Below are 20316 nucleotides of genomic sequence, written 5' to 3'. Positions count from 1 at the left end.
CGACTGAAGGAGAGTTCCCCCCTCATGGCAAGGGTCAAGCGGGCGGTCAACGCCCAGAAGAAACGCCGGACGGTGCTGGAGCAGTCCAGCGGGTACCGGGGGCAGCGCTCAAGGCTGTACCGCAAGGCCAAGGAGCAGGTCCTGCACTCGATGGCCTACTCCTACCGCGACCGGCGAGCTCGCAAGGGCGACTTCCGGCAGCTGTGGATAGCCAGGATCAACGCCGCCGCGCGGGCGAACGGGATGACCTACAACCGGTTCGTCCAGGGGCTGCGGCTGGCCGAGGTGGACGTTGACCGCAAGATTCTCGCCGATCTCGCGGTGACGGACCCGGCCGCGTTCACCGCGCTCGTCCAGGTCGCGCGTGCCGCCCTGCCGACGGTGCCGCCGGTCCGCGCGTCGGAGACGTCGGCGGCCTGATCGATCGCGTCGGACGGTACCCGTATCCGAATTCATGCTGGTGGTCCCGGACCCGGCTGGCCCGCGCTCGTCGCGGGTTCTCGACGCGCGGCGCCTGCGCCGTCCGGCGACCCGTCGCGTGCGCGGTCAGTTTCTGGTCGAGGGGCCCCAGGCGGTCACAGCGGGGCTTGCGGTCGGGGCACTGCACGAGATCTTCGTTGGTTCGTCGGCGATGAGCAGGTACGCGGCCCTTGTAGACGGAGCGGGGATACCGGTGCGGGTCATATCGGATGACGCAGTGGCGTCACTGTCCGAGACAGTGACGCCTCAAGGTGTGGTCGGGCTGGCTGACTGCCCGCGCCACCGGGTCGCAGACCTCGATCAACCCCGGCTGGTGGCGATCTGCCTCGACACTCGCGATCCGGGCAATGCGGGGACGATCATCAGATCCGCGGACGCCGCGGGCGCGGACGCGGTGGTGTTCGCCGGGTCGTCGGTGGACCCGTTCGGGGGCAAGGCTGTCCGAGCGTCCGCGGGCAGCATCTTTCACCTACCGGTGGTGACCGACATCGATCTCGACGACGCGATCCGCCAGCTGCGGGACCACGGCTGCCGCATCGTGGCGACGAGCCCGCTCGCGCCGCGGGATCTCGACGCCGCGGCGGACGCGGGGGAGCTCGACGTGCCCATAGCGTGGCTGTTCGGTAACGAGGCACACGGTCTCCCCCGTGCCGGCGTGGTGTCCGCGGACGCGGTACTTCGGGTGCCGGTGTACGGTCAGGCCGAGTCGCTGAATCTTGCGGTGGCGACGGCGATCTGCCTGTACGCGTCAGCGCGCGCGCAGGCGAGGTCCGGGTCCGGGGCTCCAGGCGCCGGGGGAGGTGGACGGCTGTGACACACACGGTCACGTCGGCTCCCGACCAAGCTCGCAATCCACCGGCGGACGGGGAGCTACTGCCCGGTCCCGGGCCGCGGGCGGATGGGACGCCGTACCACGAGGCACCCACCGTGCCGCCGGTGTCCTGGGACGATCTCCCGGACGGGATCGTGATGGTGGACGCGGACGGGCGGGTGCAGGTGTTCAACGCCGCGGCCGTCAAGATCACCGGTGTCGCGGCGACCGCCGCTGTGGGAGGTCATCTCACCGACGTCCTGCCGTTGCTGGACGAGCGGGGCAATGACTGGTGGGAGTGCTCACGGGTGAGCCGCAACCTGCCACGGGTGACCGGTCAGCCCGAGCGTCGACTCACGTTCGCGGGTTCCCAGTGTGAACGTGATCTTAACGTGACCGTCCGTTACGTCCGCGTCGAGGGGCAGCTGGTGCAGGTTGCGTTGTCCCTGCGGGACACGGCAAGTCGGGAGCGGCTGGAGCGCAACCGCGCCGATCTGGTGTCCACGGTCGCGCACGAACTGCGGTCACCGCTGACGAGCGTGAAGGGGTTCACGGCCACGCTGTTGGCGAAGTGGGACCGGTTCACCGAAGAGCAGAAGAAGCTCATGCTCAACACCGTCAACACCGATGCGGACAGGGTCACCCGACTGCTGGCCGAGGTGCTCGATGTGTCGCGCATCGACTCCGGTCGGATCCAGATGCGCAAGCAGATCGTGGATCTTGATCTGACGCTGCGCCGGGTCGTGGACGGCAAGGTCGCGGCCGGGGAGGCCACCCATGACCGGTTCGCGGTGTTCACTGACGGTAAACTGCCGGAGATGTGGCTGGACTCCGACAAGATCGAACAGGTGTTGCACAATCTTGTCGACAACGCGCTGCGCCACGGTGCGGGTACCGTCACCATTGCCATGCGCGGCACGCCGACCGGGGCCGATGTGACCGTGGCGGACGAGGGCGAGGGTGTGCCCGAGGCGAGTGCGTCCCGGGTTTTCGCGAAGTTCTGGCGCGGCGCCACCCGTGGTAACGGAACAGGCCTCGGGCTCTACATTGCCAAGGCGCTCATCGAGGCGCATGGCGGGACGATCATGGTCGGGCGGGCGCCGGGTGGTGGCGCCGAGTTCCGATTCGTCGTGCCCGCCGGAGCACCCGTCTTCCCCTGAGGTCTGATCGCCAGAAGCCAGATCATCTGGAGTCTGATCACCTGGAGCGACGTCGCAACCCGGTGGGCGCCCCGGCCCGCATCCCGCACCCGGCCTGCGTCCGCCCGTTTGTGGTGGGTGCCGGTCGGGATCTCACCTGATGGTCGGTTCGACCATCAACGACCTCAATGAGGATGACCAGCGTGTCCCCGTCCCCACCGAGCGCTGACTCGAACCATGCCGACCGCGACCCGACCGACCGCGACCCGACCGGTCCGGACCAGCTCGATCCCGAGCAGCTCGCCAGGATGTGCGCGCAGGCGTCCGAGGCGATCGCCGCCGCAGGTGATCTCGACGAGCTCGCCGCCGTCCGCACCTCGCATGTGGATGGCCGCTCCGCTCCGCTGGCGCTGGCGCGCCGGGTGCTCGGCGCCTTGGCGCAGGCGGACCGTGCCGCAGCCGGGCGCCGGCACAACGATGCCGCAGCCCCGGTCCGGGCACTCTATGAGACACGGCTCGCCGAGCTCACCGCCGACCGGGACGCCCGGGTCCTCGTCGAGGAGCGGGTTGACGTCACCGTGCCGGTGGATCGCGCTCCGCGGGGAGCGCGGCATCCGATCACGGCGCTGTCCGACTACCTGGTGGACGTATTCGTGGCGATGGGTTACGAGGTCGCGGAGGGGCCCGAGGTCGAGCACGACTGGTTCAACTTCGAGGCGCTGAACCTCGACCCCGATCATCCTGCGCGCAGTTCTCATGACACCCTCTACGTCGACCCGATGGGCAGCGGGCTGCTGTTGCGCACGCATACCTCGCCGGTGCAGGTCCGCGCGCTGCTGTCGCGTCCGCTGCCGGTGTACGTCGTGTGCCCGGGACGGACGTATCGCAACGACGCCGTCGACGCCACGCACTCGCCCGTATTCGGTCAGATTGAGGGCCTCGCGGTCGATGAGGGCATCACCATGGCCGACCTACGCGGCACGCTGGATGTGTTCGCCCAGGCCCTGTTCGGTTCGGGTCTGTCGACGCGACTGCGGCCGCACTACTTCCCGTTCACCGAGCCGTCGGCAGAGCTCGACGTCGTCTGTTTCGCCTGCCGCGGCGAGGCTGCCCGCCAGCCGTGCCGGGTGTGCTCCGACGAGGGTTGGATCGAGGTCGGTGGCTGCGGGATGGTCGACCCGAACGTGCTCGTCGCCTGCGGCGTCGACCCGTCCCGCTACAGCGGGTTCGCATTCGGAATGGGTCTGGAACGTGCGGCGATGATTCGGCACAACGTCCGCGAGATCCGCGACTTCGTCGACGGTGACATCCGTTTCGGTCGTCTGTTCGGGACGGGGAGCTGATCATGAAAATTCTCATGTCGTGGCTGCGGGAGGCCGTCGACGGCCTGCCACCGGCGAAGGCAGTCGCCGAGGCGCTGATCAGGGCCGGTTTCGAGGTGGAGTCCGTCGAGTCCGTCGGTCACGACCTCGCCGGGGTCGTCGTCGGCGAGGTCGTCTCGATCGAGGTCGTCGAGACCAAGAAGAAGAACGTGCGCTGGGTGGATGTCGCGGTGTCCCAGACCGGTACCCGCGGGGTGATCTGCGGGGCGTTCAACTTCGAGGTCGGCGACCGGGTGGCGGTGGCGTTGCCCGGCGCGGTGCTGCCCGGCGGCTTCACCATCACCGCGCGCAAGACCTATGGGAAGCTCAGCGAGGGGATGATCTGTTCGCTCCGTGAGCTGGGCATCGGTGACGATCATGACGGTATCCTGGTGCTGCCGCCTGGGACCCCGCTGGGCGTGGACATCGCCGAGCTGCTGGATCTCGCCGACGACGTCCTTGACATAGCCGTCACCCCGGACCGTGGTTACGGCCTGTCGGTCCGCGGGATCGCCCGGGAGGTGGCGACCGCGTTCGGGCTGACGTTCCATGATCCTGCCGCCGTGGTTGCCGGTGGCAGCGACGCCGGCGGCGCCGGCCTCGGTGAGCGCAGCGACGCACCGGCCACGCTCGGGTACCCGGTCGTGGTGGCGGACCCCGAGGCCTGTACCCGCTACGTCGCCCGGGTCGTGCGCGGGGCGTCCCCGGGTGCGCAGACCCCGTTGCGCCTTGCCCGCCGCCTCACGCTCTCGGGCATGCGGCCGGTCTCGGTGCCGGTCGACATCACCAATTTGATCATGTTGGGGCTGGGGCAGCCGCTGCACGCCTTCGACCGGGCGAAGCTGTCCGGCCCGATCGTGGTCCGCCGGGCCCGTGAGGGCGAACGGCTGGTCACCCTCGACGGTGTCAAACGGGAACTCGACCCCGAAGATCTCGTGATCGCGGACGACTCCGGGGTGGTGGCGTTGGCCGGTGTGATGGGTGGCGCGTCCACCGAGATCTCGTCGGACACCACCGAGATCCTGATTGAGGCGGCCCATTTCGACCCGATCGCCGTCGCCCGCACGGCCCGACGCCACCAGCTCACCTCGGAGGCGTCCCGCCGGTTCGAACGTGGCGTCGATCCGGCGCTCGCGCCGGTGGCCGCGCAGGCTGCGGTCCGGCTGCTCACCGAGCTCACCGGCGCCACGGCCGAGGCCGGGGTGACCGACATCGACCACCGGCGGCCGGCGCCGACCATCCTGTTCCCCGTCGCCGAGACCACCCGGCTCGGCGGCCGTCCCTACCCGCCCGATGTCGTCCGCCGACGCCTGACCGAGGTCGGCTGCCTGGTCACCGAGGCACCCGGGCCACACCGCCCGGGCGGTGTCGGCGGTGTGGACGGTGTGCCCACGGATCTGCTCGCGGTCACCCCACCGTCCTGGCGGGGTGACCTCACCCGGCCCGCGGACCTCGTCGAGGAGGTCATCCGGCTGGAGGGCTACGACACCATCGCGGTGACGCTCCCGCGGCTACCCGCCGGCCGTGGCCTGACCCAGGGCCAGCGGCTGCGCCGCGCGGTCGACGCGGCGCTGGCCAGCCAGGGCTACATCGAGGTCCTCACCGTCCCCTTCGTCAGTGACGACACGCCGGCCAGGCTCGGGCTCGACGAGGACGACCCACGCGCCGCGGTGGTCCGGATCGCAAACCCGATCGCCGAGGACGCCGCCAACCTGCGCACATCCCTGCTACCCGGACTCTTCGCCGCGGCCGTCCGCAACATCGGCCGGGGTCAGCCCAACCTGGCCCTGTTCGAGACCGGGCTGGTGTTCCGGTCTGTTGCCACTGGCACTGGCACTGGCATGCCTGCCGCTGCCACGCCGTCGACACCCGCGGTCGACCACCGGCCCGGCGACGACGAGATCGCCGCGCTGAACGCCGCCCTGCCCGACCAGCCCAGGCTGGTGGCCGTCGTCCTCACCGGCCTGCGGGAACCGGCCGGCTGGTGGGGACCGGGGCAACCGGTGAGCTGGCAGGACGCGGTCGCAGCCGCGCACACCGTGGCGGGTGCCGCCGGTCTGGACGTGACAGTGGCGGCGGACACGGTGATGCCCTGGCACCCCGGCCGGTGCGCGCGGCTGACAGCGGCAGATCCGGCCGCGGTAGGTTCGGCCGCCGGCCGCATCATCGGGTACGCCGGGGAGCTGCATCCCCGGGTGATCGCTGCCTACGGACTGCCGGCCCGGACCTGTGCGATGGAGCTCGATCTCGACGCGCTGGTCGAGATCGCGTCGAGGCGTCCGCCGGTTACCGCGCCCGTGGTGTCCACCTATCCGCCCGCTGATCGCGACATCGCGCTCGTCGTCGCGGCGGATGTCACCGTCGCCCGGGTCACCGAGGCGTTGCGGTCGGGCGCCGGTGATCTGCTGGAGGCGCTGACGCTGTTCGACGTCTACGAAGGGTCCCAGATCGGCGGCGGAAAACGGTCGCTCGCCTTCGGCCTACGGCTGCGGGCCGGGGACCGTACGCTCACGGCCGACGAGGCGAACGCGGCGCGGGACGCGGCGGTCGCGCAGGCTGCCCGGGTGACTGGAGCGACCCTGCGTACCTGACCAGGTCAGGTGCCTTCGTGGCGGCGACCGAGCACCCGTGTTCCGATGAACGGTGCCCGTACCGCGAGGAGCGGGCGGGCGCCGGCCCGCCGGTCGACCGCGACGGCCAGGCGTCGGCCGGCCACGGCGGCGACCAGCTGTTCGGCGCGCGCGTCGTTCGCGAGCTCGGTGCGGACCTCGTGGGCGAAGGCCACACCGTCCGCGTGCGCCCCAGCGGGGGCGCGTCCGGTGGCGAAAGCGGTGAACCGGCTGTCGAACTCAGGTAGACACGACAGCGCCGGCCATAGCCGGGCAAGGGCTGCCGCGCGTTTGCGCAGAAGCGCCGTTCGGGTCGTGGCCACCCGGGCGGGGTCGAACCCGGCGGGGGTGGGTCCGCCGGCGACGAGCGCCCGTACGAGATCATCCTGTGTCCGGTGCAGCCGGGCGCGTCCGTCGGTGTGGGTGTGCGTGTGGGCGTGCGTGCCGACCCCGCCGTCCCGGTTGGTGAGTGCGGTGCGGCATGGCATCGCGCCCGCGGTGGGGCTGGCGGGTCCAGCGGCCGCAGTGATGATCGCGTCCAGCTCGTCGGTGAGCTCCTGGACGGACGGGTAGCGACCGTCGCGTTCGAGCATGACCGCCACCGAGGCGCGATGCCGGTCAGTGCACTCCCGGAGCAGCGTGAGGACCTCGCGGGTGATCGGATGGGTATGGGTGTCGTGATAGAGCCCGGCGCGCTCGATCCCACCCGCCACGTGGATGTAGGCGATCCGCTCCCAGGGCAGCGCCGCAAGGAAACGGTGCGGGTCGACGCCGTGGTTGATCCGGTCGGCGTGCAGGTTGGCGAGATCGAGCAGGAGGAGCGCGTCGGTGCGTTCGACCAGCTCGGTGAGGAACTCGGCGTCACCGAATTCGGCGTCAGCCCAGCGCAGCAGCGCGGCCGGGTGTTCCAGGGCAAGCGGTACGGGGAGTTCCGCGCACACCGCCCGCACGTTGGCGACCAACACATCGAGGGCGTCCCGGGTGCGTGGCACGGGTAGCAGATGGCCCGCTTCGAGGCCGGCGGCCCGGACGAATGCCACGTGCTCACTCACTATCGGCGCCCGCACCCGGTCGGCGATCGCCGCCAACTGCGCGACCCGGGTCGGCTGGAGTGGATCGGCTCCGCCGAGCCCCAACCCGACGCCGTGCGCGATCACCGGGATGCCCCGTTCGACCAGTCTGTCGAGACCGGCCGGCAGAGGCCGGTGGGCCGGCAGCGTCTCGGCGATCACCTCGACGAAGGACAGGTCGCTCCGGTCGGCGATGAAGGCGGCGAGCTCCGGGCGCCACCCGATCCCCAGCCCGTGCAGCGGCCCGTGGCGGCTGGGCCGTGAGCTGCTCTGCGCCGGGTCGGTGGTCATCCCCCGCAACCGCCGCCGCAGCCGCCGCCCCCACCGTCGCTACCGCCGCCGCAGCCGCCGCCCCCACCGTCGCTACCGCTGCCACCGTCCCTGCTGGGACGGGTCAGGCCGAGCTGGCTGGCGAAGACCGGGTCCGCGTCCCAGAGCACCTCCGTGTCGAACAGGGCGAGGGCGAGGGCGCGTTGTCCGGGCACACCGCCGGACCGCAGACCGTTGTTGTCCCGGCGGGCCGCGGCCAGGAGGGCCTTTCCCCGGCGGTTGGTGGTCGGACGCTGAGCAAGAACCATCAGCGCCAGCGCTGTGAAGATCAGCTCGACGCCGAGAAGGTCGACCGGCTTACCCCGGCTCGCGCCGACGGCGGCGCGGATGATCCCGATCGCCGCGAGGACCAGCAGGGGGATCAGGGTCTGCCGACAGGCATGAGCCTGCGCCGGTGTCGGTACGAGTCCTGCCCCCTGCAGACGGTCGCGGCAGGCGGCCACGGCCGGTCCCCGTGACACCGGCGCACTGAGCGACTCCAGTTGCAGCTCGCCGGCCCGGACGGTGGCATTGAACACCTCCTGCTCGAGCCGGGTGGCGTCGGGCGGCAGCGGCTCACCCGTGGTGGTCAGCCCGCTCCGCGTTCGACCTGGCCGCAGCAGACCCCGGTCGTAGAGGCTGGTGACAGCGCACGTCACGGCCAGTCGCGGCTGCCCGTCGATCACGGCGAGTTCTTCCGGGCCCAGTGGGCCAAAGGCGATGCGATCGTGGTTCTGGCGCATCGCCGGAGGCCGAAGTCTCCGGCTCGCCAGTGGACCGGGACCCGCCGCGGGCGTGTCCGTCGGGTCGAGGATGCGCCGCCGCATGACGACCGCCACCAGTAGCACGGCCGCGAACCCCAGGGCGTAGAGGGCGAGAAAACCGGGGCCGCTGATGCCCCAGGTGTCGCCTGTGGCAGCTGCCGCGGTTGCGGTGGGCGCGGTCGGTGCGCTCATGCCATGGTCCTTCCGGGTACCCGACACAGTGGGCCGGACCGGCCCACAGCGGTGAAACCGCGAGTCGGATCGGGTTTCGCCCTGTGACGCCCGACACGTCGCATGGTCCGCCACCAGGTGGCCGCGGCGGCGGACGAGTATCCAACGTGACACCGAACAGCACCGAACAGCACCGAACACCTCGGCGTATGGCCGATGAGGTAGCTGAGCCCGCATGCCGTCCTGGGACACCGCCCAGGGGCTCGTGGCGGGTTCAGCGTCGGTCGTAGTCCTCCTGGGCGGCGATGACGGTGGGCATCTCGGCCTCGACCAGGTCGATCAGGTCGCGGAGTTTCGTCGCGACGCGGCTGCCCAGCGGGGTCAGGCTGTACTCCACATGCGGCGGGATGCTGGTCTGGACTTCGCGGCGGACCAGGCCGTCGCGTTCGAGCGCGTGCAGAGTCTGGGCGAGCATCTTCTCGCTGATTCCGTCGACGCGGCGGCGCAACGCGTTGAACCGGTAGGTGTCCTCGGTCAGCGCGATCAGGGCGAGAACGCCCCATTTGCCGGTGATGTTCTCCAGGGTCCGGCGGGACGGGCAGGCGCGGGCGAAGACGTCGGCGACCAGGTTGTCCGTGGGGTCCGTGGGGTCCGTGGGGTCCGTGGGGTCGACGGAGTCCGCGGGGTCGACGGGGGTGGCCGTCGGGATCATCCTGGCCATTGAACCACTGTACCGTCGTACACCGTACAGGGGAATGTAACCGTACCCACTGGTCGTTGGTGCTTCCGAAAAGTTAGTACATTCTGTCGGGAGCACCTGCAGTCCAACTCTGACGAACCCAGGGAGCACACATGATCACTGTTACCGGCGCCACCGGACACCTCGGCCGGCTCGTCGTGGAGGAGCTGCTCAGGAGCGGCGTGCCCGCCGATGAGATCGTCGCCGCCGTCCGCAGCCCGCACAAGGCCGCGGATCTGGCCGAGCGCGGCGTGCAGGTACGCGAGGCGGACTACACCAAGCCCGAGACGCTGGCCACCGCGTTCGCCGGCACCGACAAGGTGCTACTGGTCTCCTCCAGCGAGGTCGGCCAGCGGGTGGCACAGCACCAGAACGTGGTGGACGCCGCCGTCCAGGCAGGAGTTTCCCTGCTCGCCTATACCAGCGTGCTGTCCGCGCAGACATCCGGTCTTGCGCTGGCCGCCGAGCACAAGGCCACCGAGGACATCATCGGCGCCTCCGGCCTGGCGCACGTCCTGCTGCGCAACGGCTGGTACATCGAGAACTACACGGAGAACCTCGCGCCGGCCTTCGAGCACGGCGCGATCCTGGGTGCGGCCGGCGAGGGTCGCATCTCCGCGGCCACCCGTGCAGACTTCGCCGCCGCCGCGGCGGCCGTGCTGACCGGTGCGGACCAGGCGGGTGCGGTGTACGAACTGGGTGGCGACCAGTCGTTCACCATGGCAGAGCTGGCCGCCGAGGTTGCAGCCCAGTCGGGCAAGCCGGTCGCCTACGCCGACCTGCCGGCCGAGGAATACACCAAGGTGCTGGTCGGTGTGGGCCTGCCCGAGGCATTCGCGGGTCTCCTGGCCGACTCCGACCTGGGTATCGGGAGGGGCGAGCTGTTCACCGACAGCGGTGACCTGGGCCGGCTCATCGGCCGCCCGACCACGACACTGGCCGAGGCGGTTGCCACTGCGCTGAAGGCCTGACCGACCATCCGTTTCGCGTGGAGCCTCCCGCCCGCCGCAACGATGTGAATGTGCTGTTGGTGGGGCAGCACCGGATTCACATCGTTTGCGGCTATTTATAGATGTTAAGACCGATTTGTGACCCGAGGATGTCCATCGGACTCTTGCATGACCATGATGGTGTGTGTATAAGTTTTCAGTCATGGGGATGACAGCGGCGATGGCAGGGGCGAGTGGCTACGCGGGCGGCGAACTGCTGCGGCTGCTGCTCGGCCATCCGGAGATCGAGCTAGGTCTGGTAGCGGCGGGTTCGTCGGCCGGGCAGGACATCGCAGCGGTTCATCCGCACCTGCCGGATCTGGCCGGCCGGGTCTTCGCCGATACCTCCGCCCTTGCCGGGGTCGACGCCGACATCGTGTTCCTCGCGCTTCCGCACGGCGCGTCCGGCGCGCTCGCGGCGACGCTGCCGGCCGGCGTGCGGGTGGTTGACCTGGGCGCCGACCATCGGCTCGCCGACGCCGACGTCTGGCGCCGGGCCTACGGCGGCGAACACGCGGGTGTTTGGACGTACGGGATGCCGGAACTGCCCGGCGCTCGGGCTGCCGTCCGCTCCAGCACCCGGGTTGCTGCACCGGGGTGTTTTCCGACCGCGACCACGCTTGCCCTCGCGCCGCTGCTGGCCGCGGGCCTGGTCGACACCGAGGACATCGTTGTGGTGGCGGCGAGCGGCACATCGGGCGCCGGCCGGTCGCTCAAGACCCACCTGCTCGGCAGCGAGGTCATGAATGACGTGACCGCCTACCGGGTCGGCAACCACCAGCACCGTCCGGAGATTCTGCAGGCGCTTCGCGGCCTGGTGGACGCGCCGGTGTCCATGTCGTTCACGACGGTGCTGGCGCCGATGCCGCGCGGCCTGCTCGCCACCTGCACCGCCCGTCTCGACTCCGCGGTCACCACCGACGCGCTGCGCGGTGCGCTCATCGCGGCTTATGCGGGCGAGCCGTTCGTGCGGGTCCTGCCGCCGGGACGTTGGCCCCGCACCGCGGCGACGCTGGGCGGCAACACCGTCCAGCTGCAGGTCACCGCTGATCACGAAGCCGGCCGGGCTGTGGTCGTCGCCGCCATCGACAACCTGTGCAAGGGCGCCGCCGGCCAGGCCCTGCAGTGCGCGAACCTCATGCTCGGCGTGGCGGAGGCCAGCGGCCTGACCTCATCGGGTATCGCGCCATGACCCGTGAACCCACAAACCTTCGTGGGTTCACGAAAACGTGCAGGCCCACGAAGTCGCGGCATGGACATGATCATCTGTATGCGGCCCTGCCGACAGTGGTTTTTCATACGATGTAGGAGGAGCGACCATGGGTGTAGAGCCATGAGCGTGACTGCCCCGGGGGGGTTCCGGGCCGCAGGCGTAGCGGCCGGGCTCAAACCATCCGGCCGCCTGGATGTCGCGGTTGTCGTCAACGACGGTCCGACGGATGCCGCCGCGGGCGTCTTCACCGGCAACCGGGTGCAGGCGGCGCCCGTCCTCTGGTCCCGCCAGGTGATCGCGGACGGCCGGCTGCGGGCGGTCGTCCTGAACTCCGGTGGCGCCAACGCGTGTACAGGACCAGCGGGCTTCACCGACACGCACCGCACTGCCGAGCACACCGCCGGCCTGCTGGGGCTGGGAGCGGGCGAGGTGGCAGTGTGCTCGACCGGCCTGATCGGGACCCGGCTCCCCATGGACCTACTGCTACCCGGTGTGACCAAGGCGGTGGCCGAGGTGTCGGCCACCGGCGGGACGGCCGCGGCCGAGGCGATCTGCACGACCGACACCGTCAGCAAGCAGGCTGTGCGCGCGGCGGGCGGGGTGACCGTCGGTGGGATGGCCAAGGGCGCCGCGATGCTCGCGCCGGCGCTCGCCACGATGCTCGTGGTGGTGACCACCGACGCGGTCGTCGACCCGGCCACCGCCGACCGGTTACTGCGGGACGCCTGCCGCACCACCTTCGAACGGGTGGACTCCGACGGATGCATGTCGACCAACGACACGGTGCTGCTGTTGGCGAGCGGCGCGTCCGGGATGAGTGTGTCCGCGGACACGCTCGGTGGCCTGGTGACCGATACCTGCGCCGACCTCGCCGGGCAGCTGCTCGCCGACGCGGAAGGCTCGACCAAGACGATCGCGATCACCGTGACGGGGGCGGCCGGTGAGGACGACGCCCTGGCGGTCGGCCGGGCGGTGGCGCGCTGCAACCTGCTCAAGTGTGCGCTCTACGGCAACGATCCGAACTGGGGCCGGGTGCTCGCGGCGGTCGGCACCACCCGGGCCGCCTTCGAACCAGACGCGCTGGATGTCGCGATCAACGGCGTGTGGGTGTGCCGGGCCGGTGCGCCGGGCCAGCCGCGTGAACTCGTCGACCTGACCGGCCGGGCGGTCTCCATCCAGATAGACCTGCATGCCGGCGCCACGGAGCTGACTGTCTGGACGAACGATCTCACTGATGGTTACGTCCACGAGAACTCGGCGTACTCGACATGACCACCGCACCGGCCGCGGACCGGCCCTCGGCACTGGCCCGGGGGCATGCCGCGCTGGCCAAGACCACCGTGCTGATCGAGGCGCTGCCCTGGCTGTCGCGTTTCCACGGTTCCACCATCGTGATCAAATATGGCGGCCATGCGATGAGCGACCCGGCGCTGCGCGAGGCGTTCGCCGCGGACGTCGTGTTCCTGCGGTACGCGGGCCTTCGGGTGGTCGTGGTCCACGGAGGCGGGCCACAGATCACCGCCCACCTGGCCCGTCTCGGTGTCGAATCGGTGTTCGCCGGCGGACTGCGGGTCACCACCCCGGAGACCATGGAGATTGTCCGGATGGTCCTGGTCGGCCAGGTCAACCGGGATGTGGTGGGTCTGGTCAACAGCCACGGTCCGTTCGCGGTGGGTCTGTCCGGCGAGGACGCCAACCTGCTCATCGCGCGGCGCAAGCCGGCCGTCGTGGATGGCAGCGAGGTCGACATCGGCCTGGTCGGGGACGTCGTCGAGGTCGCCCCCGAGACCCTGATCGCGTTGTTGGACTCCGGTAAGGTCCCGGTGGTCGCGACCGTCGCCCGCGGGATCGACGGCGGCGTGTACAACGTCAACGCGGACCTCGCCGCCGCCGCGCTGGCTGCCGCGATCGGCGCGGCGAAGCTGGTCATCCTCACCGACGTCGAGGGTCTGTACGCAGACTGGCCGTGCAGCGACGAGGTGATCAGCGAACTGACCGCCGCGGAGCTCGCGGACCTCCTACCCACACTGACCACTGGAATGATTCCGAAGATGGAGGCGTGCCTGCGGGCCGTGCACGGTGGCGTGCCACAGGCGCATGTCCTCGACGGCAGGGTGGCACACGCCGTCCTGCTGGAGGTCTTCACCGATGACGGGATCGGGACTCTGATCACGCCTGACACCGCGTCCGCCATCACCGTGGGAGGAGCCCCATGAACGCCGAGCTGCTCAACCGCCGAGATGCGGTGATCATGGCGGCCTACGGCCGTCCGCCGATCGCGCTGGAACGTGGTGCCGGGACCCGGGTGTGGGACGCGGACGGGCGCGAGTACCTCGACCTGCTCGCCGGAGTTGCCGTCAGCGTCCTGGGCCACTGTCACCCCGCCGTGCAGGCGGCCGTATGCGATCAGGTCGGACGCCTCGGCCATGTGTCCAACCTGTATGTGAACGAGCCGCAGATCGCCCTGGCCGAGCGGCTGTTGGAACTGCTCGGCGTCGACGGCCGGGTGTTCTTCTGCAACTCGGGCGCGGAGGCGAACGAGACGGCCATCAAGATCTCGCGCCGGACCGGCCGGAGTGAGATCGTCGCGGCGGAGGGATCCTTCCACGGACGGACTCTCGGCGCGCTGTCGATCACCGGCCAGCCGGCCAAGCGGGCGCCGTTTGAGCCGCTGCTGCCGGGCACGCGTTTTGTTCCCTACGGTGACGTCGCCGCTCTGGAGGCGGCGGTCGACGATCGCACCGCCGCGGTCTTCCTGGAACCGACGTTGGGTGAGGCCGGCGTGATCCCGCCGCCGCCGGGGTATCTGCGGGCGGCGCGCGACATCTGCGACCGCACGGGCGCCCTGCTTGTCCTGGACGAGATCCAAAGTGGCATCGGTCGGGCCGGAACCTGGTTCCTGCACCAGAGCGAGGCGGTTGTCCCCGATGTCCTGACACTGGCCAAGGGGCTCGGGGGCGGCCTGCCCATCGGTGCCTGCATCGGGTTCGGCCCGGCCGGCCATCTCCTGCGCCCGGGTGACCATGGCAGTACGTTCGGCGGCGGACCGATCGTCTGCGCGGCCGCGCTCGCGGTGCTCGCCACCATCGAGCGGGACGGGTTGATCGCCAACGCGGTGGAGGTCGGGCGCGTCCTGACCGACGGGATCCTCGGCGCCGGCGTACCGGGCGTGGTGGGGGTCCGTGGTCGTGGCCTGTGGCTGGCGATCGAGTTGGGTTCGCCGTTCGCCGGTGCCGTCGAAACCGCCGCCCGTGACGCGGGCTTCCTGGTCAACGCGGTCTGCGCGGACGCGGTGCGGCTCGCTCCGCCGTTGCTGCTCTCGGCCGCGGAGGCCGGTAGGTTCATCGCGGCGCTGCCCGAGATCGGCGGGGCTGCGCTGACCGCCGCCGAGCACTCTAAGGTCTGCGCATGACGGTGTATCCCGGTGTCCTCCGCCGCTGCGCTCCTTGCTCGCTGGCGCTCGCTGCGATGCTCGCGATGGAGGTTGGGGCGTGCGACGCTTTTTGCGCATGCCCCGGCCGACCGGGTGCGGGTGTCCCGCAAGGTAGAGAGGCCACCTCATGACTGTGTGCCCCGGTGTCCTCCGCCGCTGCGCTCCTTGCTCGCTGGCGCTCGCTGCGATGCTCGCTTTGGAGGCCACCTCATGACCATCCGACACTTTTTGCTGGATACCGACCTGACACCGGGCGAACAGGCCGCCATCCTCGACGCGGCCGACCACCTCAAGGCCACCCGTCGGGTGCGGAGCACCGAGCCCGGCCCACTTGCCGGCCGCTCGGTAGCGTTGCTGTTCGAGAAGCCGTCCACCCGTACCCGGATGTCCTTCGACGTGGCCGTGGCCGAGCTCGGTGGGCACTGCGTGGTCGTCGACGCGGCCACCACCCAGCTCGGCAGGGGCGAATCCATCGAGGATACGGCGGCGGTCTTCAGCCGGTATGTCGACGCCATCGTGGTGCGGACGTTCGCCCAGGACCGGTTGGAGCGGATGGCGGCGGCGGCCTCGGTGCCGCTGGTCAACGCACTTTCCGATCATGCGCACCCGTGCCAGGCGCTCGCCGACCTGCAGACGATCCGGGAGCGAAGCGGCACCCTGGCCGGGTTGACTCTTGCCTACCTCGGGGACGGCAACAACGTCGCGCATTCGCTGGTACTGGCCGGTGCGCTTGCCGGCATGCGGGTGCGGGTGGCCTCGCCGCCCGGGTACGAGCCCTTCGAGCAGGTGCTGCGGCAGGCAGCGGAGATCTGCTTGGTGACCGGTGGCGCGGTCACCGTGACCCATGACGCGCTCGAGGCCGCGTCCGGCGCTGACGTGCTCTATACCGACGTCTGGGCCTCCATGGGCCAGGACGCCGAGGCCGACAGCCGGTCGCTGGTCTTTCAGCCGTATCAGCTCGACGAAAAGGTGGTGGAGGCGGCCGGTGCTGACGCGATCGTCATGCACTGCCTGCCGGCGCACCGCGGCCTGGAGATCGCGGGTTCCGTCCTTGACGGACCCCGGTCGGTCGTCTTCGACCAAGCCGAGAACCGGCTGCACGCCCAGAAGGCGTTGCTGGCGTTTCTGCTGGAGCGGACTGATCCGGTCTCGCGGCCGTCCCCGCGGGTACTGGCTGGCAAGGTCACCCCGTGACCGCCTCATGACCGCCTCATGACCGCCTCATGACGACACCGGCGCATGGGGTGGCTCGCCACGCGGCCGCGCCGCTGACCAAGCACGCGCGGCAGGCGCGGCTCGCGGCCCTGATAGCCCGTGAGTCGGTGCGCTCGCAGACGGAGCTGGCCCGCATGCTCGCGGCGGAGGGCGTCCAGGTCACACAGGCGACGCTGTCACGCGACCTCGACGACCTCGGCGCGACCAAGGTGCGGGGCCCTGACGGTGCGCTGGTGTATGCCGTCGATGTCAATCTGGCTCCGACGGAGTCCGTGCGGCTGCCGCTGGGCAGGCTCTGTGAGGACCTCCTCGTTTCGGCCGAGGCCAACGGGGACCTGCTGGTCCTGCGGACCCCTGCGGGTGCGGCGCAGCTGTTCGCCTCGGCGCTGGACAGGGCGTCATTGCCGGAGGTCATGGGCACCATCGCCGGGGACGACACGGTCCTGGTGGTCTGCCGGTCGGCTCGGCTGGCCACCGGTGATCCCGCTGGTGGCGGTGGCCCGGGCGGCCCTGAACTCGCCGCACGGCTGCTCGACCTCGCCGACGGGCGCTCCCGCGGTTCACTTGCCAACCTGGCTGACCCGGCCCGGCGGGCCTGACCTGCGGGGCAGGATGATTATTTATTTGTGACCCGGGCTTTGCGACCCGAACATATCCGGTCAAAGGTGGCGGGATGCTGGTTTTTTTCCGCCACCGGAGACTCTCAATGATGGCTGGTCAAAGGTGGCGGGATGCTGGTTTTTCCCGCCATCGGAGACCCTTGATGATGGCCGGTCAAAGGTGGCGGGATGCTGGTTTTTCCCGCCACCGGAGACCCTCAATGATATGGGAAAGGTTGATCTGTGGTGACCGACCGCGTCGTACTCGCGTATTCGGGCGGCCTTGACACGTCCGTGGCCATTGGTTGGATCGGTGCCGAAACCGGTGCCGAGGTGGTCGCGCTGGCCGTTGACGTCGGCCAGGGCGGCGAAGATCTTGAACTGATCCGGCAGCGGGCGCTGACCTGCGGGGCGGTGGAATCCGTCGTGGTCGACGCGCGCGAAGAGTTCGCCCGGTCGTTCGTGGCTCCGGCTATCCGCGCGAATGCACTCTACATGGACCGCTATCCGTTGATTTCGTCCTTGTCGAGGCCGGTCATCGTCCGTCATCTGGTCGAGGCAGCTCACACCTTCGGTGCCGGAGCCATTGCGCACGGCTGTACCGGCAAGGGCAACGACCAGGTGCGGTTCGAGGTGGGCGTGATGGCCCTCGCCCCTGACCTGCAGGTGCTGGCGCCGGTGCGGGACTCGGGAATGACGCGGGACAAGGCGATCGCGTTCGCGGACGAGCGCAACCTGCCGATCGACGTGACCGCGCGCTCGCCCTACTCCATCGACCAGAACCTCTGGGGCCGTACCGCCGAGTGCGGCGTGCTGGAGAACCCGTGGGTGCAGCCCCCGGAAGATGTCTTCGTCTACACCGCCGACCCGATGCTCGCGCGGGAACCGGACGAGCTGACCATCGGTTTCGTCGACGGGCTGCCGGTTTCCCTGGACGGCCGGGCCCTTCCCCTCGTGGACCTGATCGTCGAGTTGAACCGGCGGGCGGGTGCACAGGGCGTCGGGCGTATCGACATGATCGAGGACAGGCTGGTGGGGATCAAGAGTCGGGAGATCTACGAGTGCCCGGCGGCGATCACTCTGCTTACCGCTCACCGTGACCTGGAGGACCTCACCCTCGAACGGGAGGTTGCCCGGTTCAAGCGGGGCGTGGACCAGCGCTGGGGCGAGCTTGTCTACGACGGCCTGTGGTACTCGCCGCTGCGGGCGGCGCTGGACGCGTTCATCGACGCCACGAGTGCCCGGGTCAGCGGAGACGTCCGGATCCGGCTCGCCGGTGGCGTGGCGCAGGTGGTCGGACGGCGCGGTGAGGCGAGCCTGTACGACCACGCGCTCGCGACCTATGACGCGGGTGACCAGTTCGATCAGCGGGACGCGCGGGGCTTCATCGACCTGTGGGGTCTGCCGACCAAGGTGTGGTCGGCTCGCGAACAGCGGCTGTCCCGGTGACCACGCCGGCATCCCAGCCACCGGCACCCCAGTCACCGACCCGGCTGTGGGGTGGCCGTTTCGCCGGCGGGCCGGCCGAGGCGCTCGCCCGCCTGTCGGTCAGCGTCCAGTTCGACTGGCGGCTCGCCCCGTACGACCTGCGGGCCTCAGGCGCGCACGCCCGCGTGCTGCACCGCGCCGGCCTGCTCGACGACGACGAGATCACCGCGGTACTCGCAGCCCTGGACGATCTGGCCGAGGCTGTGCGAACCGGGCGGTTCCGGCCGACCGTCGACGACGAGGACGTGCACACGGCCCTGGAACGGGGTCTGCTCGAACGCCTCGGCACGCTCGGCGGCAAGCTGCGGGCGGGGCGTAGCCGCAATGACCAGGTTGCCACCGACCTGCGGATGTACCTGCGTGACCATGCTCGCCAGGTGGCGGCGTGTCTCGTCGACCTGCAGCTCGCCCTCGTCGATCAGGCGGCAGCCCAGGTGGACACGCCGGCTCCCGGGATGACCCACCTCCAGCACGCCCAGCCGATTTCCTTCGCTCATCAACTGCTCGCCCACGTCCACGCGTTTGCCCGTGATGTCGACCGGTTACGGGACTGGGACCGGCGTGCCGCGGTGTGCAGTCTGGGGGCGGGCGCGCTGGCCGGGTCCTCCCTCCCACTCGACCCGCAGGGCGTCGCTGTGGAGCTCGGTTTCGACTCGGCCTTCGCGAATTCGATCGACGCGGTCTCCGATCGCGACTTCGCCGCGGAGTTCCTGTTCGTGGCCGCGCTGACCGGCGTGCACCTGTCCCGTCTCGGCGAGGAGATCGTCTTGTGGACGAGCCGGGAGTTCGGCTGGGTCGAGCTGGACGACGCTTTCGCCACCGGAAGTTCGATCATGCCGCAGAAGAAGAACCCGGATGTCGCCGAGCTCGCTCGGGGCAAGTCCGGTCGGCTGATCGGCGCGCTCACCGGCCTGCTCGTCGCGCTCAAGGGTCTGCCGCTGGCATATGACCGTGACCTGCAGGAGGACAAGGAGCCGGTGTTCGACGCGGTCGACACCCTGTTGGTGGTGTTGCCGGCGACCGTCGGGATGGTGGCGACCATGCGGGTGCATCGCGACCGCCTCGCCGAGGCCGCGCCTGCCGGGTTCGCGCTGGCTACCGATGTGGCCGAGTACCTCGTCCGACGCGGGATGCCCTTCCGGGAGGCACATGAGGCGGTCGGGCAGCTGGTGGCCTGGTGTACCGCGCACGGGGTCGAACTCGACGAGGTCGGCGACGACGACCTGGTGGCCGTCAACCCGCGCCTGACTCCGGGGGTGCGCACCGTGCTCTCCGTCCAGGGGGCGCTGGAGGCCCGCTCCGCTCCGGGCGGGACGGCCCCCGTCCGGGTGCGCGAACAGCTGGCCGCCCTCACCGACCGGCTGGCCCAGGACCGCGAGTGGGCACACAGCCCCTGACGGCCCGCTGGTCAACCGCCGACCGGGCACCGGTGGCTCCTGGCAGGTCGCTGTGACCTGCCAGGAGCCGTGCCGCACCGCGATGAGCGATGAGACGCGATGAGACGCACGCACCTGGATGCCGGACGCCGGCACAGCGGCAGCGGCAGCGGCAGCGGCAGCGGCAGCGGCAGCGGCAGCGGCAGCGGCAGCGGCAGCGGCAGCGGCCCTCGATCCTCCCATAGCAGACAGGTGCGTCAAGGCGACATTCCGGCGATGTGATGTAGCTCACAGATCAAAAAGCCGTTGACGTTTGACGTTCCCGTTCTGCACCCGTAATGTTCTCCTTGCCGGCGGAAAGCCGGGAGACACCGAAGCCAAGTCGCGACGGTGGCCCCAACCCCGGTTCGACACTCTTCGTGAGTGATCGGAAACGACTGTCGAGGCTGACACCGGCTGATCCGGAGCGGTTTGACTCGATGGAAATTCGACAGTAGCTTTAAGAAGTTGTCCCGGACGGGTATCACAAAATACCCCATGGTGAACGCTT

General features: G+C 70.1%; 18 protein-coding genes. 15 read left to right on the top strand and 3 right to left on the bottom strand.

The features are described 5' to 3' along the window. Positions 1–24 precede the first annotated feature (24 nt). From rplT to pheT, 5 genes are all read left to right on the top strand, one after another. On the top strand, positions 25–420 hold the full coding sequence (rplT, locus tag U9979_RS18230) for a 50S ribosomal protein L20 (RefSeq protein ID WP_322747513.1): 396 nt from the start codon (positions 25–27) through the stop codon (positions 418–420). A gap of 34 nt (positions 421–454) precedes the next feature. After that, complete coding sequence (locus U9979_RS18225; protein ID WP_322780330.1) at positions 455–1294, top strand: RNA methyltransferase; 840 nt, start codon at positions 455–457, stop codon at positions 1292–1294. Beyond that, positions 1291–2451 (top strand): ATP-binding protein, encoded by a 1161-nt coding sequence (locus U9979_RS18220; RefSeq protein ID WP_416220250.1) that lies wholly within the window; start codon positions 1291–1293, stop codon positions 2449–2451. Before U9979_RS18225 ends, U9979_RS18220 begins: the two co-directional genes overlap by 4 nt. Positions 2452–2738: 287 nt before the next feature. Continuing rightward, positions 2739–3773 carry a phenylalanine--tRNA ligase subunit alpha gene (gene pheS / locus U9979_RS18215; RefSeq protein WP_322780334.1) on the top strand — a complete coding sequence of 345 codons (1035 nt, stop codon included), beginning with the start codon at positions 2739–2741 and terminating at the stop codon, positions 3771–3773. A gap of 2 nt (positions 3774–3775) precedes the next feature. Further along, positions 3776–6382 (top strand): phenylalanine--tRNA ligase subunit beta, encoded by a 2607-nt coding sequence (pheT, locus tag U9979_RS18210; protein WP_322780329.1) that lies wholly within the window; start codon positions 3776–3778, stop codon positions 6380–6382. Positions 6383–6387: 5 nt separating this feature from the next. On the opposite strand, the gene U9979_RS18205 is transcribed toward pheT, so the two are convergent. The 3 genes from U9979_RS18205 to U9979_RS18195 all read right to left on the bottom strand — a co-directional run bounded on the left by U9979_RS18205 (position 6388) and on the right by U9979_RS18195 (position 9426). Continuing rightward, the gene (locus tag U9979_RS18205; RefSeq protein WP_322780328.1) at positions 6388–7761 is read right to left on the bottom strand and encodes a DUF692 domain-containing protein; all 1374 of its coding nucleotides are present in this window, start codon (positions 7759–7761) and stop codon (positions 6388–6390) included. Beyond that, positions 7758–8735, bottom strand: a complete 978-nt coding sequence (locus U9979_RS18200) for a TIGR04222 domain-containing membrane protein (protein ID WP_322780327.1) — start codon at positions 8733–8735, stop codon at positions 7758–7760. The genes U9979_RS18205 and U9979_RS18200 overlap by 4 nt, the downstream gene beginning before the upstream one ends. Positions 8736–8988: 253 nt before the next feature. Then, positions 8989–9426: a helix-turn-helix domain-containing protein gene (locus tag U9979_RS18195; RefSeq protein ID WP_322780326.1), complete on the bottom strand. Its 438-nt coding sequence runs from the start codon at positions 9424–9426 to the stop codon at positions 8989–8991. A gap of 140 nt (positions 9427–9566) precedes the next feature. Here U9979_RS18195 and U9979_RS18190 point away from each other — a divergent pair, with 140 nt between their 5' ends. From U9979_RS18190 to U9979_RS18145, 10 genes are all read left to right on the top strand, one after another. Then, positions 9567–10424: an SDR family oxidoreductase gene (locus tag U9979_RS18190; RefSeq protein ID WP_322780325.1), complete on the top strand. Its 858-nt coding sequence runs from the start codon at positions 9567–9569 to the stop codon at positions 10422–10424. Between the two features lie 181 nt (positions 10425–10605). Continuing rightward, positions 10606–11634, top strand: a complete 1029-nt coding sequence (argC, locus tag U9979_RS18185) for an N-acetyl-gamma-glutamyl-phosphate reductase (protein ID WP_322780324.1) — start codon at positions 10606–10608, stop codon at positions 11632–11634. A gap of 141 nt (positions 11635–11775) precedes the next feature. Beyond that, entirely contained in the window at positions 11776–12927 is a 1152-nt protein-coding gene (gene argJ / locus U9979_RS18180) for a bifunctional glutamate N-acetyltransferase/amino-acid acetyltransferase ArgJ (protein WP_322755776.1), read from the top strand. Further along, complete coding sequence (gene argB, locus U9979_RS18175) at positions 12924–13871, top strand: acetylglutamate kinase (RefSeq protein ID WP_322780323.1); 948 nt, start codon at positions 12924–12926, stop codon at positions 13869–13871. The genes argJ and argB overlap by 4 nt, the downstream gene beginning before the upstream one ends. Beyond that, the gene (locus tag U9979_RS18170; protein WP_322767756.1) at positions 13868–15067 is read left to right on the top strand and encodes an acetylornithine transaminase; all 1200 of its coding nucleotides are present in this window, start codon (positions 13868–13870) and stop codon (positions 15065–15067) included. Before argB ends, U9979_RS18170 begins: the two co-directional genes overlap by 4 nt. 231 nt (positions 15068–15298) lie before the next feature. Further along, on the top strand, positions 15299–16282 hold the full coding sequence (gene argF, locus U9979_RS18165) for an ornithine carbamoyltransferase (protein ID WP_322780322.1): 984 nt from the start codon (positions 15299–15301) through the stop codon (positions 16280–16282). Positions 16283–16311: 29 nt separating this feature from the next. After that, the gene (argR, locus tag U9979_RS18160) at positions 16312–16902 is read left to right on the top strand and encodes an arginine repressor (RefSeq protein ID WP_322751655.1); all 591 of its coding nucleotides are present in this window, start codon (positions 16312–16314) and stop codon (positions 16900–16902) included. Positions 16903–17148: 246 nt separating this feature from the next. After that, on the top strand, positions 17149–18351 hold the full coding sequence (locus U9979_RS18155; protein WP_322751658.1) for an argininosuccinate synthase: 1203 nt from the start codon (positions 17149–17151) through the stop codon (positions 18349–18351). Continuing rightward, positions 18348–19787, top strand: a complete 1440-nt coding sequence (gene argH, locus U9979_RS18150; RefSeq protein WP_322780321.1) for an argininosuccinate lyase — start codon at positions 18348–18350, stop codon at positions 19785–19787. The genes U9979_RS18155 and argH overlap by 4 nt, the downstream gene beginning before the upstream one ends. A 99-nt stretch (positions 19788–19886) precedes the next feature. Further along, positions 19887–20048, top strand: coding sequence for a hypothetical protein (locus U9979_RS18145; RefSeq protein ID WP_322780320.1), 162 nt, complete (start codon positions 19887–19889; stop codon positions 20046–20048). The last annotated feature ends 268 nt before the right edge of the window (positions 20049–20316 follow it).

Source organism: Protofrankia sp. Cas4, assembly GCF_963555915.1.
Taxonomy (GTDB): domain Bacteria; phylum Actinomycetota; class Actinomycetes; order Frankiales; family Frankiaceae; genus Protofrankia.
The sequence above is the reverse complement of the archived record's forward strand: the minus strand, read 5'-3'. Positions and strand labels throughout refer to the sequence as shown.

Bases quoted from the DNA above. Each gene is read 5' to 3' on its own strand.
- rplT (WP_322747513.1), top strand. From the start codon at position 25: ATGGCAAGGGTCAAGCGGGCGGTCAACGCCCAGAAGAAACGCCGGACG.
- U9979_RS18225 (WP_322780330.1), top strand. From the start codon at position 455: ATGCTGGTGGTCCCGGACCCGGCTGGCCCGCGCTCGTCGCGGGTTCTC.
- pheS (WP_322780334.1), top strand. From the start codon at position 2,739: ATGTGCGCGCAGGCGTCCGAGGCGATCGCCGCCGCAGGTGATCTCGAC.
- pheT (WP_322780329.1), top strand. From the start codon at position 3,776: ATGAAAATTCTCATGTCGTGGCTGCGGGAGGCCGTCGACGGCCTGCCA.
- U9979_RS18205 (WP_322780328.1), bottom strand. From the start codon at position 7,761: ATGACCACCGACCCGGCGCAGAGCAGCTCACGGCCCAGCCGCCACGGG.
- U9979_RS18200 (WP_322780327.1), bottom strand. From the start codon at position 8,735: ATGAGCGCACCGACCGCGCCCACCGCAACCGCGGCAGCTGCCACAGGC.
- U9979_RS18195 (WP_322780326.1), bottom strand. From the start codon at position 9,426: ATGATCCCGACGGCCACCCCCGTCGACCCCGCGGACTCCGTCGACCCC.
- U9979_RS18190 (WP_322780325.1), top strand. From the start codon at position 9,567: ATGATCACTGTTACCGGCGCCACCGGACACCTCGGCCGGCTCGTCGTG.
- argC (WP_322780324.1), top strand. From the start codon at position 10,606: ATGGGGATGACAGCGGCGATGGCAGGGGCGAGTGGCTACGCGGGCGGC.
- argJ (WP_322755776.1), top strand. From the start codon at position 11,776: ATGAGCGTGACTGCCCCGGGGGGGTTCCGGGCCGCAGGCGTAGCGGCC.
- argB (WP_322780323.1), top strand. From the start codon at position 12,924: ATGACCACCGCACCGGCCGCGGACCGGCCCTCGGCACTGGCCCGGGGG.
- U9979_RS18170 (WP_322767756.1), top strand. From the start codon at position 13,868: ATGAACGCCGAGCTGCTCAACCGCCGAGATGCGGTGATCATGGCGGCC.
- argF (WP_322780322.1), top strand. From the start codon at position 15,299: ATGACCATCCGACACTTTTTGCTGGATACCGACCTGACACCGGGCGAA.
- argR (WP_322751655.1), top strand. From the start codon at position 16,312: ATGACGACACCGGCGCATGGGGTGGCTCGCCACGCGGCCGCGCCGCTG.
- U9979_RS18145 (WP_322780320.1), top strand. From the start codon at position 19,887: ATGAGACGCACGCACCTGGATGCCGGACGCCGGCACAGCGGCAGCGGC.